The 12,165-nt window shown below is 59.7% G+C and carries 11 protein-coding genes and 4 pseudogenes; 13 read left to right on the top strand and 2 right to left on the bottom strand.

Features of this window, described 5'->3' with window-relative positions:
• From JCM25414_RS17845 to JCM25414_RS06515, 10 genes and pseudogenes are all read left to right on the top strand, one after another.
• Nucleotides 1-932: pseudogene (locus JCM25414_RS17845) on the top strand (ribose-phosphate pyrophosphokinase).
• 12 nt (nucleotides 933-944) lie between these two features.
• Entirely contained in the window at nucleotides 945-1,529 is a 585-nt protein-coding gene (locus JCM25414_RS06465) for a histidine phosphatase family protein (RefSeq protein ID WP_025841096.1), read from the top strand.
• Between the two features lie 234 nt (nucleotides 1,530-1,763).
• Nucleotides 1,764-2,402, top strand: coding sequence for a 50S ribosomal protein L25/general stress protein Ctc (locus tag JCM25414_RS06470; protein ID WP_025841097.1), 639 nt, complete (start codon nucleotides 1,764-1,766; stop codon nucleotides 2,400-2,402).
• 20 nt (nucleotides 2,403-2,422) lie between these two features.
• Entirely contained in the window at nucleotides 2,423-3,001 is a 579-nt protein-coding gene (gene pth, locus JCM25414_RS06475) for an aminoacyl-tRNA hydrolase (RefSeq protein WP_025841098.1), read from the top strand.
• A pseudogene (ychF, locus tag JCM25414_RS25870) lies at nucleotides 3,001-4,092 on the top strand (redox-regulated ATPase YchF). The gene pth and the pseudogene ychF overlap by 1 nt, the downstream one beginning before the upstream one ends.
• Nucleotides 4,093-4,196: 104 nt before the next feature.
• A pseudogene (locus JCM25414_RS17855) lies at nucleotides 4,197-5,349 on the top strand (glycerate kinase).
• A 75-nt stretch (nucleotides 5,350-5,424) separates the two neighbouring features.
• A pseudogene (locus JCM25414_RS17860) lies at nucleotides 5,425-6,680 on the top strand (glutamate-5-semialdehyde dehydrogenase).
• Nucleotide 6,681: 1 nt separating this feature from the next.
• Entirely contained in the window at nucleotides 6,682-7,308 is a 627-nt protein-coding gene (locus JCM25414_RS06505) for a nicotinate-nucleotide adenylyltransferase (RefSeq protein WP_242403404.1), read from the top strand.
• A gap of 114 nt (nucleotides 7,309-7,422) precedes the next feature.
• Nucleotides 7,423-7,881 (top strand): ribosome silencing factor, encoded by a 459-nt coding sequence (gene rsfS / locus JCM25414_RS17865; RefSeq protein ID WP_035442759.1) that lies wholly within the window; start codon nucleotides 7,423-7,425, stop codon nucleotides 7,879-7,881.
• A gap of 9 nt (nucleotides 7,882-7,890) precedes the next feature.
• Entirely contained in the window at nucleotides 7,891-8,346 is a 456-nt protein-coding gene (locus JCM25414_RS06515; RefSeq protein ID WP_025841103.1) for a 23S rRNA (pseudouridine(1915)-N(3))-methyltransferase RlmH, read from the top strand.
• 107 nt (nucleotides 8,347-8,453) lie between these two features.
• Here the strand turns inward: JCM25414_RS06515 and JCM25414_RS06520 are convergent, their stop codons facing one another.
• Both JCM25414_RS06520 and JCM25414_RS06525 read right to left on the bottom strand, forming a co-directional pair.
• Entirely contained in the window at nucleotides 8,454-9,233 is a 780-nt protein-coding gene (locus JCM25414_RS06520) for a CHAP domain-containing protein (RefSeq protein ID WP_025841104.1), read from the bottom strand.
• A gap of 150 nt (nucleotides 9,234-9,383) precedes the next feature.
• Entirely contained in the window at nucleotides 9,384-9,734 is a 351-nt protein-coding gene (locus tag JCM25414_RS06525) for a RidA family protein (protein WP_025841105.1), read from the bottom strand.
• A gap of 164 nt (nucleotides 9,735-9,898) precedes the next feature.
• Between JCM25414_RS06525 and JCM25414_RS06530 the strand changes: the two genes are divergently transcribed.
• The 3 genes from JCM25414_RS06530 to JCM25414_RS06540 are packed head-to-tail and all read left to right on the top strand — an operon-like array spanning nucleotide 9,899 to nucleotide 12,065.
• The gene (locus JCM25414_RS06530; RefSeq protein ID WP_456303448.1) at nucleotides 9,899-10,570 is read left to right on the top strand and encodes an MBL fold metallo-hydrolase; all 672 of its coding nucleotides are present in this window, start codon (nucleotides 9,899-9,901) and stop codon (nucleotides 10,568-10,570) included.
• Between the two features lie 17 nt (nucleotides 10,571-10,587).
• Complete coding sequence (locus tag JCM25414_RS17870) at nucleotides 10,588-11,085, top strand: DUF192 domain-containing protein (RefSeq protein ID WP_035442764.1); 498 nt, start codon at nucleotides 10,588-10,590, stop codon at nucleotides 11,083-11,085.
• A gap of 5 nt (nucleotides 11,086-11,090) precedes the next feature.
• Nucleotides 11,091-12,065 carry an NAD-dependent epimerase/dehydratase family protein gene (locus tag JCM25414_RS06540; RefSeq protein WP_025841107.1) on the top strand — a complete coding sequence of 325 codons (975 nt, stop codon included), beginning with the start codon at nucleotides 11,091-11,093 and terminating at the stop codon, nucleotides 12,063-12,065.
• Nucleotides 12,066-12,165 lie beyond the last annotated feature (100 nt).

Raw genomic sequence — 12,165 nt, forward strand, 5'->3', positions numbered from 1 at the left:
ATGAAGATCGTCGCCTGTAACAGTAACCTGCCTCTGGCGCGTGCCGTAGCTCAGGAGCTGCGTTTGCCTCTGTGCAAGGTGTCGGTGCGGCGTTTCGCCGATGCCGAGGTCTTCGTCGAGATTCAGGAAAATGTGCGTGGCGAAGATGTCTTCGTCATTCAGAGCACATGTTCGCCGACCAATGACAATCTGATGGAATTGCTGATCATGCTCGACGCCTTGCGTCGCGGATCGGCCCGTCGTGTCACGGCTGTCATGCCGTATTTTGGCTATGCAAGGCAGGATCGCAAATCCGGCCCGCGTACGCCCATCAGCGCCAAGCTGGTGGCCAATCTGCTGGTCGAGGCCGGTGCGAACCGTATTCTGACCATGGATCTGCACGCCATGCAGATTCAGGGTTTTTTCGATATTCCGGTCGATAATCTTTACGCAGCGCCGCTTTTCAAGCGTGACATCAATGCCCGCCACCCGAATGAAGACCTCATGATCGTCTCGCCGGATGTCGGGGGTGTGGTCCGTGCCCGTCAGCTCGCGCAGCGTCTGAACACCGATCTGGCCATTATCGACAAGCGTCGCGAGCGCGCCGGTGTGTCCGAGGTCATGAATGTGATCGGCGATGTCGCGGGGCGCTACTGCATCCTGGTCGATGATATCGTCGATAGCGGCGGCTCGCTGTGTAACGCGGCTGAAGCTCTGATGAAGCACGGCGCTGCCGGGGTCGAGGCTTACGTGACCCATGGTGTGCTGACGGGCACGGCAGTTGATCGCGTCAAGGCGTCGCCACTCAAGATGCTGACACTCACCGACAGCATTCCTGCGACCGAGGCGATGGAAGAATCGCCCAATATTCGTCAGATCAGCACCGCCAATCTTCTGGCGCGCGCATGAGTGCTGTGGCAGATGAAAGCTCTGTCTCTTCGCTCTTCGACTAAGGAACGGTTTTCATGCTGCTTCGTCGCCCCTTCTGGTATCTGCGCCATGGTCAGACCGACTGGAACGCACAGAATCTCTCTCAGGGCCGGACAGATATTCCGTTGAACGCCACAGGGCGGGAACAGGCGATCAAGGCGGGAGATTCACTCTCTCGTCACTGGCGCGATGGCGCATCGCCCATCGCCCGTATTATTTCTTCCCCTCTGACACGCGCTCATGACACGGCCTTGGCCGCTCAGGAAGCGATCGCCGTTTCAGGTGGTATCACCTTACCGCTTTCAACCGATCAGGGTCTGGAAGAAGTCTGCTTCGGCGTGATGGAAGGCGAGCCCATGGGCGACTGGTACGATCCCTGGATCGAAGGCCAGTTCACGCCTGAAGGCTGCGAAACCTTCGAGGGTCTCAAGACCCGTGCATCCGAAGCCGTGAATCGCGCGCTCGAACAGGACGGCATTCCCATGATTGTGGCCCATGGCGCGCTTTTTCGCGCCTTGCGCGCTGCAATGGATCTGCCGATCAATGTGCGTCTGGCCAATGCTGTGCCGCTCTATTGCGATCCGACCGAGAATGGTTGGGTTCTCACCGCTTACGAGTGACAGAAGCGGGGCGCTGCCCGGCGCCTTGAGAACGGTACAAGCCTCTTTCATCCCTCTCTGAACGAGAGCTAGGATCGAAGAGGCTGTGCTCCTTTACGGATTTCAGGGCAGAGCCCTGAGAAGAATCCCCTTCCGAATCCCGAAGAACATTGCTTTACCCCCCAATTCCGGTAAGGCGCCCCATCACTCAGGCACCCCTGGAGGCCGTGAGTGCAATGAATTTGGGAGAATACCGTGACAAATATGACGTCCCTCGAAGTCTCTACGCGCGCGAAGGCTGGTAAGGGGGCAGCGCGCGCAACGAGACGTGCCGGTCTGGTGCCGGGTGTTGTGTATGGTGGCAAGCAGGAGCCGGCGCTGATCCAGATCGATCCGCGCATCATCCACAAGGAAATGGTCCGTGGTGGCTGGCGCTCGCGCCTGTTCGAGCTGCCGCTCGAAGGTGGCACCGTGCGCGCTCTTCTGCGTGAAGTGCAGCTGCACCCCGTCACCGATGCGCCGATCCATGTCGATTTCCAGCGTCTTGCTGCTGGCGAGAAGGTTCATGTGACCGTCTCCATCCACGTGACCGGCGAAGACAAGGCTCCCGGCATCAAGCGCGGTGGCGTGCTGAACCTGGTTCGTCACACGGTGGACGTCATGGCTGACGTTGACAGCATTCCGGCCAGCTTCACGGTTGATCTGAGCGCGCTCGACATTCACGACAACGTGCGTTGGGACGACCTGACCGGCACCGAGAACGTGACGCCGGTTCTGCAGCTGCCGAACTTCGTCATCGCTACCATCGCACCGCCGACGGTCGATGCCGAGATGGAAGCTGAAGCCGCTGCGAAGGCCGCTGCTGAAGCCGCCGCTCCTGCGAAGAAGAAGTAAGACCGCTCGGGGTGGCCGCAATGCTACTCTGGACCGGGCTCGGCAACCCCGAGCCCGGCATGCGCAGGCAGCGCCATAATATTGGCTTCATGGCTGTCGAGCGTATTGCCGAATACTACCGGTTTTCTCCCTGGCGTGCGCGCTTCAAGGGGGAGACTGCCGAGGGCAGCATCGAGGGACAAAAGGTTCTTCTGCTCAAGCCCATGACCTATATGAATTTATCCGGCGAAAGCGTGCAGCAGGCTGCGCGGTTCTTCAAAATCCCGGTTTCCGACATCACGGCGTTTCATGATGAGCTCGATCTTGCTTTCTGCAAGGTGCGGGTCAAGCGAGGCGGCGGGGCAGCGGGGCATAATGGCCTGCGCTCGATGGACAAGATGCTGGGCGACCAGAACTACCAGCGCGTGCGCCTCGGCATCGGGCATCCCGGTCACAAAGACCGCGTGACGGGCCATGTGCTGGGCGACTTCGCCAAGGCCGAACAGAACGAACTTGAAGAGCTTCTCGATGCTGTCGCGACGGCATCGCCCCTGCTGGCCAGAGGGGAACCGGAAGCGACAATGACCAAAATCGCCATGCTGTGCGGGGAGAAACGCTGATGGGCTTCAATTGTGGCATCGTGGGGCTTCCCAATGTGGGCAAATCCACCCTGTTCAATGCGCTGACCGAAACGGCAGCAGCTCAGGCGGCGAATTATCCGTTCTGCACCATCGAGCCCAATGTGGGTCGTGTGGCCGTGCCAGATCCGCGTCTCGATAATCTGGCCCGTATCGGCAAGTCGCAGAAAATCCTGCCGACCAGCTCGAATTCGTCGATATCGCCGGGCTGGTGCGCGGGGCATCGCGTGGTGAAGGCCTCGGCAACCAATTTCTCGCCAATATCCGCGAGGTCGATGCGATTATTCATGTGCTTCGCTGCTTCGAAGACGATGACATCACCCATGTCGAAGGGGGCGTGGACCCCGTTCGCGATGCGAGATCATCGAGACAGAGCTGATGCTGTCCGATCTGGACTCGCTCGAAAAGCGTCAGGTGTCGCTGCAGAAGCGGGCACGCGGTAATGACCGTGAGGCGCAGCAGCAGCTCACGATCATGGATCCGATCATCGCCGCCCTGCGCGAGGGCAAGCCGGCCCGCACAGCCGTGCCCAAAGGTGAGGAAGAAACGGCCCGTCGCCTGCAGCTCATGACCACCAAGCCGGTGCTTTATGTCTGCAATGTCGAGGAAGGTTCGGCCGCCATCGGCAATAGTCACTCCGAAGCCGTGCGCAAGCGTGCCGAGGCCGAAGGTGCCGCCGTGGTCGTGGTGTCTGCGGCGATCGAAGCCGAAGTCAGCCAGCTGCCGCAGGAAGAGCGTGCCGAGTTTCTCGAAGGCTGGGGCTGAGCAATTCCGGTCTGGATCGTGTCATTGCTGCCGGGTACGGCCTGCTCGGGCTGAGCACCTATTTCACAGTCGGCCCAAAAGAAACGCGCGCCTGGACCATTACCAAGGGCACGAAGGCACCCCAGGCGGCTGCGGTTATTCATAATGATTTCGAGCGCGGTTTCATTGCCTGCGAAACCGTGGCTCATGACGATTACATCGCCTGTGGCGGTGAGTCGGGCGCCAAGGAAGCCGGCAAGCTGCGTATCGAAGGCAAGGAATATGTGGTTCAGGACGGCGACGTCCTGTTGTTCCGCTTCAACGTCTGAGTCTTTTGTTCCGCCTGGTGTGAGGGTTTTTCTCTTGCGCCAGGCGACGGTACTTGACCGTTTCGCGTTACACGCAAAAATGGTGCGTCGTTCTGGAGCGCGCCATGGAAATCCTCGTTGCCTGTGATTCCTTCAAGGAGAGCCTGACCGCCGAGGGGGTGGTCGAGGCGATCATCAGCGGTTTTTCCGAAATTTTCCCGCAGGCACGCTATCACGCTTTTCCCATGGCCGATGGAGGTGAGGGCACGGCGGCTATCATGGCGCGCACGCTTTGCGGTCATCTTGAGACGCGGATGGTCTGCGGGCCACTCGGCGTGCCGGTTGCGGCCAGGTTTGCGGTTCTGAACGAGGGGCGCACGGCTCTGATCGAGCTGGCCGAAGCCGCCGGGCTGGCACAGGTGCCCCCTGAATCGCGTATGCCCCTTTTCACGACGACGCGCGGTGTCGGTGAGTTGATACTGGCTGCGCTCGATCTCGGATGCGAGCATCTGGTCGTGGCCCTTGGCGGGAGTGCCACATGCGATGGCGGGGCGGGGCTTTTGCAGGCGCTGGGTGTCTCGTTACGTGATTTGCGCGGTGAAGAAATCGCCCAGGGTGGAGGGCCGCTTGGTTCGGTCTTTACCCTCGACGACGCAAAGCTCGATCCGCGCCTCGCGGAATGCCGCATCGAGATTCTCTGCGATGTGACGGCGCCCTTGCTGGGTGAGAGTGGAGCTGCGGCCGTATTCGGGCCGCAGAAGGGCGCAACACCCCCTATGGTTACTATCCTCAATGCGTCGCTTGCCCGATTATCCACTACTCGAGGCCCGTTGCGGGCGAGACTGGTCTGCGGTTGCCGGGATGGGGGCCGCCGGAGGCGCAGCGCTGGGTCTGGTTGCCCTATGCGGCGCCGAGCTCGTGCCGGGGGCAGAAGCCATTGCGCGGCTACTTGGGGTGGATGCGCTTATGAATCAGGTCGATCTGGTCATTACGGGTGAGGGGCGACTCGATGGGCAGACGGCGCAGGGCAAGGCGCCTTACGCCATCGCGACCATGGCCAGACAGGCCGGCAAACCTGTCCTGGCGTTTGCCGGCACGTTGGGAAGTGACTGCGAAAAACTCTATGGGCTGGGCTTTGATGCGCTGTTCAGCAGCCTCGATCGCCCCTGTTCGCTGGAAGAGGCCCTGTCTGACGCGGCACCCTCGCTGCATCGCTGTGCACGCAATGTTGCGGCAGGGCTGGCGGTCGGACGCGCTTTTCAAGCAGCACAGGAGTGATACATAGCCTGATCGCTCTTTTGCAGCCTTGGGGCTGAAAGAGTGCCCGATGCATCGCAGACAGGAGAATGCAGGATGGAAGCCGTCACCCCCCAGTCCGATTTCAAGGCTCTGACCGGACCAGCACGCGCAGCCGCCCGTATTCTTGCGATCGCCCCTGAAAGCCAGCGTAACGAGGCATTGCGTGCGGCAGCTGAGTCGTTGCGCCGGCATTCTGCCGATATCCTTGTGGCGAATGCCCGCGATGTGGCTTCCTCCAAGGCAAGCGCCGCCTTTATTGACCGGCTGACGCTCACCCCGGCGCGCATTGAGGCCATGGCCAAGGGACTCGAATCGATTGCGTTGTTGCCCGACCCTGTGGGCCGCGTTCTGTCCGAGTGGACGCGACCTAACGGTCTGGTCATTCGTCGTGTCGCAACGCCACTTGGCGTGATCGGCATGATTTATGAAAGCCGCCCCAATGTCGGGGCCGACGCGGCTGGGCTGTGCATCAAATCCGGCAACGCGGTTATTCTACGTGGCGGGTCCGAAAGCCTCAATTCCGCGCGTTGCATCCAAGGCTGTATCCATGAAGGTCTGGAACACGCTGGTCTGCCGCGTGACTGCGTGCAGATTGTACCGATGCTGATCGTGCCCATGTGGCGTCGATGCTCGGCGCGGCAGGTGAGATCGACATGATCATTCCCCGTGGGGGCAAATCGCTCGTCGAGCGCGTGCAGCGCGAGGCCCGAGTGCCGGTGCTCGCCCATGCTGACGGGCTTTGCCACACTTATATTCACAAAGACGCCGATTTCTCGATGGCACGCGAGATTCTGGCTAATGCCAAGATGCGCCGGACAGGCGTTTGCGGCGCGACCGAAACACTCCTGATCGACCGGAAAATTGCAGCGGATCTGTTGCCGCTCCTGGTTCAGGATTTGCACGCGCTGGGCTGTGCCATTCTGGGCGATGAGACGGCACGCAAGATCGTGCATGACCTCGAACCGGCCAGCTCTGACGATTTTGCTACCGAATGGCTGGATGCGCGTCTCTCCGTCGCGGTAGTAGAAGACATCGATTCGGCTCTTGCGCATATCGCCCGTTACGGCAGTGGCCATACCGAGGCGATCATCACCACCGACGCCGAAATCGCCGAGCATTTTCTGAATGGCACGGACAGTGCTGTGGTGATGTGGAACGCCTCGACACAGTTTTGCGATGGCGGCGAGTTCGGTTTCGGGGCAGAGATAGGGATCGCGACAGGCAAGATCCATGCTCGCGGCCCGGTCGGCCTCGAGCAGCTTACGACCTTCCGTTATGAGGTACGCGGCACCGGCCAGACGCGCCCCTGACGTGCCGCAAATTCCAAAATATGGTGACAGCCGCGCCATTTCGATCGGGTTGCTGGGCGGGTCGTTCAACCCTGCCCATGCGGGCCATCTGCAACTGGCCCGTTATGCCCTGACCCATCTGCGGCTCGATCAGGTCTGGCTCATGGTGTCACCCGGCAATCCGCTCAAACCGCGACTCGGCATGGCCCCTTTTGAAGATCGCCTGGCTTCGGCTCACGCACTCGCCGACGGGCGTCGTATCATCGCGACCGATATCGAGGCCCGGCTGAACAAACGTTATACGGTAGAGACGATAGCCCTTTTGCGCCTGCGCTTTCCCAATGCCCGGTTCGTCTGGCTGATGGGCGCCGATGGTCTGGTGACGCTGACGCGCTGGCGACGCTGGCGCGATCTGGCGCTTCATGTACCCATGGCGGTTGTGCCCAGGCCAGGCAGTAATCGCACTGCGCTTTCGGGGCGGGCGACGCACGCGCTCAGCCATTTGCGCGTGCCGCCAAGACAGGGGCCTATCATGTCGCGTTCGAAAGGTGGTGTCTGGGCTTTTCTTCCGGCGCCGCAAAACGGTATATCAGCGACAGCGCTGAGGGATTCTGGAAATTATCCCGCCGCGCGCTCTCTAATGAATTGACCGGAGTGTCGAGCCATCGCCAGAAAACCGTCCGACGAGACGACCACCCCAGCCCGTCGCAGCCGCGCGTCCGCTGGTGAGACCACGCCTGCTACGGGCGAGAAGACCGCAACCCTGAAAACGGCCGGCACGCCGCGCAAGAAGGCTGCTGCCGCTGGCCCACGCAAGACGCGTGCCGCCGCTGCACCGCGCGAGACGGTCGGGCGTGAACTCGTCGAAAAGGCATTGGGCGTGATCACGACCAGTCTCGATGAAGACAAGGCCGAGGATATCGTGACCCTCGATCTGCGCGGTCGCGCCAGCTTTGCCGATCACATGGTCATTGCCACGGGTATCGCCGATCGTCAGATCGCTGCCATGGCCTCTCATGTCGAAGACAAGCTGAACGAGATCGGCATCAAGCGCATCACCATCGAAGGCGCGAACGGTACCGATTGGGTGCTGCTCGACACCGGCGATATCGTGGTTCATCTCTTCAAGCCCGAGAGCCGCGCGCTATACGCGCTCGAGCGCATGTGGGGCAAGGATCTCGACGACAGCGCCGCAGACGAAGCCGACACGACAGATCTCTGATCGTTCATGATCAGGATCGTCGCCGTCGGTCGATTGAAGAGAGGGCCGGAGCGGGAGTTGTTCGACCGTTATGTCGAGCGCACCCGCCCCAAGGTCGATCTGGTTGAAATTGCCGAATCGCGCGGTAGCGCGCTCGAAATACGCCGCAAGGATGCCGCAGCGATCCTCGCGGCCTGTCCCGAAGGCAGTATCATGGTCGCCCTCGATGAAGGGGGCACGTCTCCCGATTCCCAGCAGTTTTCAACCATGCTCGAGACCTGGCTGGCCACGGGCAAGCAAGTGTCTTTCGTCATCGGTGGCGCGGAAGGGCTCGAGGCGAGTGTGATCGATCGTGCCGACTCGCGTATCTCCTTCGGGCGCATGACCTGGCCGCACATGATCGTGCGCCTGCTTCTGGCAGAGCAGATCTATCGTGCGCGTGCCATCAGCGCAGGCCATCCCTATCACCGTGCCGCCCGTCCATAGCGCGAGAGAGTGTTGTTCCTCTTCCACTGACAGATGCGGCCCTACAGGCAATAAAAAAAGGCGACCCGTTTCCGGGCCGCCTCTGGGCGACGCAATGTGGAGCAGGCTTAGCGTAGGTTGCGGCTCGGGCCTTCAAGGCCGAATGCGTCATCCGGAGCTTCCGCGACTTCGGTCGAATTCATCGGATGCTGAAGAGCGGCAAAGCTCTGCGTCGTCTCAACAGAATGCGAGCGGATGGAACGATGTGCCGGGGCAGGCGTATTATTGGCCATCATCACCCCGTCATCAGGACGGCCATAGATGAAGCCGTAGGTCGGGTAGATGCTGCCATAGGTCTCGGTCTTGCTGTTGAGCGCGACGCGGACAGCAGACCAGTCGTTATTGGGGGAGACATCGATGACGCGTACGTTTTTCGCAACGCCGTTCTGGGCCCAATGAGACTGGTCGATCACGATGGTGCGGTTGTCTTCGATCGCACGAACCACGGCCACATGACCGTAGGGCATGCGGCGAATGGCGCGGAAGTTCAGAACCGAACCGGGCTCGGGGGCGGACCCACGAGCGTAAACGCCACGGGAGTTGTCCCACCAGTCACGAGCGTTGCCGCTCAGAACAACGTCGGAAGCGGTTTTTGCATAAGCGACGCATTGAATGACATGGCCGCCAGAGCGATGACGACGCGCCGTAAAGCGGGTCTGGTGAATCGCACCACGATGCGACCCTGCCAGGTGCCCGACATGCGCGGTGTGCATGACAGATTTGTGAGAAATCTTCTGGCGGGCTTCAGCCTTGGGTGCGAGAAGCGCCGACCCAATCAGAACGGATAATGCGGTCAGAGACGAAAAAAACGGCCTGCGCAGAAGTTTGAGGCAACTTTTCTGTCTCACGTTCATTGATTCCGCATCCGCCTGTTATGTGTTGCATCTAGGTAACTGTGTTCACCTTGAATATGCAACCCGTGTAGCGGTGAGTCGTGGCGAATTTATGAACTTTCCCCGAGAAAAATTTGTGTCAGCCCGGGGAAAGGTCAAGAGGCCTTATTTTGTTGTGATCAACATGACCTCAACAAGCATGCGCGGATCGGCCAGAACGGCCTGAACACAGGCGCGGGCAGGAGCCGATTCTTTCGGCAGCCAGGCGGTCCACTGAATATTCAGCGCGTCACGATCTGCAATATCCTTAAGCCAGATCTGCGCCTGCAGAATGCGGGTATTATCCGTGCCGTGCAGTTCGAGCAGTGCATCGAGCTGCTGCAGCACGTCGGCCGTCTGGGTGGCGAAATCGGCATCGAGATCGCGGGCAACGACGCCTTGGGTGAAAACGAAGCCGTGATACTCGACGGCTTTCGACATGACGGGGTTGGGTTCCGTGCGGATGATGCGGCTCATGGTCGTCTCCTGAAAACCTTGTGTTGCCGGGCAGAGTTTCTTGTGCCCGCTGGGCCGAACTCTGGTCCGGGTGAGGCATCGGGTCAATCCTGACGGGCGGATGATTGCTTGCCTGCATGGCGGTGTCGCGGTATCGCGCCTTAAGGACCGATAGAGGTTTACCCTTGTTCATCAGCGTGAAGGAGAAGCCGGTTTTGCGTGCCCGCACTGTGAAGGTGACCCCCCTGCGCCAGAATTGCACGGTGCTCGAAAGTTCCGAGACCGGACATGCCCTCGTGGTCGATCCAGGTGGCGACGCGCCAGAGCTGCTGAAAATTCTCGACGGCATGACGGTTGATGCCATCCTGCTCACTCACGGTCATTTCGACCATGTCGGCGGGGCAGATGCCCTGCGTGCCGGGCTGGCACGCCGTCAGACCACGCCGGTTCGGATGATCGGCCCTGACCGGCGCGATGAGTTCCTGCTGAATTCGGTCACGGATCAGGCCCAGGCTTTCGGGCTGTTTGACCTGCATGACGCGCATCCCGATCATTTCGTCGTCGATGGCGAAATACTCGAATTCTCGGGTGCTCGCTTCGAAGTGGCGCATTGCCCCGGCCATACGCCCGGCCATGTCATCTTTATATGTCGTGAGGACAAGCTTGCGATCGTCGGTGACACCCTGTTTCGCGGTGTTGTTGGCCGTACCGATTTCGCTTATGGCGACCATGAGAGCCTGATCGCCGGGATAAAGCGCAGTTTGCTCTCACTGCCTGATGATTTCATCGTTCTGCCTGGCCATGGTCTGCCGACCATGATCGGCGAAGAGCGTCAGAATAATCCATTCCTGAACTGAAAGCCGGGAGCCCAGACATGAAGACATTTTTCGCGAGGAGTCTGTTTTTGGCGGGAATCGCCTCCAGCTCGCCTGTGCTCTGCGCACGAGCCGACGGTATTAAGCCGAACGTGGCACAGAGGCCGCTTGAAAAAGCACCCCTGACGATTACCGACCAACAGGGTCAGAAGCACTTGTTTACTGTCGAGATCGCTCGGACGGAGAAAGAGAAAGAAGCAGGCGAAACCCTTCGCGCGTCAGTGCCAGATGGAACAGGGATGCTTTTCCTCTTTACCCCGCCTGAGGCGGCGGCGATGTGGATGCGCGACACGCCCGCTTCGCTCGACATGGTGTTTATCGCGCCTGACGGGCATATTCAGGCCATTGTGGAGAAGGCGGTTCCGTTTAGCGAGAGACGCCTGACTGGTAACGGTGACTCGTCCGCAGTGCTCGAGGTGGCCGCGGGTACGATGGAGAAGAATGGTATTGTTGTCGGTGATGCCGTTTCTTCCAAAGCCCTTCAGACGGCGGGTTGACCGAGATGAAAGTCTTTTTGACAGGCGCAGCTGGGTTCGTCGGTTATCATGTGAGCGAGCTATTGCTGAGCCAGGGACATGAGGTGGTCGGGTTCGACTCATTAAATGAGTACTACAGTGTTCAGTTGAAGAAAGATCGTCTGGGCCTGCTTACGTCAAAGCCGGGCTTCGTTTTCCGTCATGGTGATTTGAGCCGTCGTGAAGACGTTGACGCCATTCTGGCTGAGCATCCCGATATCACTCATATCGTTCATCTAGCGGCGCAGGCCGGAGTGCGCTACTCGTTGGCCGATCCTTGCGCTTATATCACTGCCAATATGATGGGGCATGTCGTCCTACTTGAGGCGGCGCGCCATCTGACAGGCTTGCGCCACATTGTCTATGCGTCGTCCTCTTCTGTTTACGGACTGAACGACACTATGCCGTTTCGTGAGTCTGATGCGGTTGACCGTCCAGGCTCTTTTTATGCGGTGACCAAGCGGGCTGGCGAACTAACTGCCCATGCCTATGGACATCTTTATGGTTTGCGTCAGACAGGGTTGAGGTTCTTCACGGCTTACGGTCCTTGGGGCCGCCCCGATATGGCCTATTACACGTTTGCCCGCGCTATCACGGCGGGTAAGCCGCTCACGCTTTATGCGGGCGAAAGGCTGGCACGCGATTTCACCTATATTGATGATATCGTTTCTGGTGTCGTAGCAGCCCTCGTAAACGAACCTGAAAAAGGAGTTTCGCGTGTTTTGAACCTGGGTAGCGACTCTCCTACCGCTGTGAGCCACCTGGTAGCCTTGCTTGAGCAGGAGTTGGGACGCGAAGCCATCATCGAAGCTAAACGCCGTCCGCTCTCCGATGTTGAAGCGACCTGGTCTTCGCATGAAGTGATGACTGCACTTACCGGTTGGCGTCCTGTCGTTGGTATAGAGGAAGGTGTACGTCGCTTCGTATCATGGTTTCGCGCGTACGAAACCGAGGGGCTTTGAGCCGAGAGTGATTCTAACCCCAGCTATTCGGTGAGTTGAACGCGTTTGTTCTTTTTTCCGTCGTTCTGAATGGCTGGTCAGGTTTTTTTCACTGATCTGT

Source organism: Asaia platycodi JCM 25414 (assembly GCF_000614545.1).
Lineage (GTDB): Bacteria > Pseudomonadota > Alphaproteobacteria > Acetobacterales > Acetobacteraceae > Asaia > Asaia platycodi.

Excerpts from the sequence above, each read along its gene's own strand:
- JCM25414_RS06465 (WP_025841096.1), top strand. The coding sequence starts at position 945 with ATGCTGCTTCGTCGCCCCTTCTGGTATCTGCGCCATGGTCAGACCGAC.
- pth (WP_025841098.1), top strand. The coding sequence starts at position 2,423 with ATGCTACTCTGGACCGGGCTCGGCAACCCCGAGCCCGGCATGCGCAGG.
- JCM25414_RS06525 (WP_025841105.1), bottom strand. The coding sequence starts at position 9,734 with ATGAGCCGCATCATCCGCACGGAACCCAACCCCGTCATGTCGAAAGCC.
- JCM25414_RS17870 (WP_035442764.1), top strand. The coding sequence starts at position 10,588 with ATGAAGACATTTTTCGCGAGGAGTCTGTTTTTGGCGGGAATCGCCTCC.
- JCM25414_RS06540 (WP_025841107.1), top strand. The coding sequence starts at position 11,091 with ATGAAAGTCTTTTTGACAGGCGCAGCTGGGTTCGTCGGTTATCATGTG.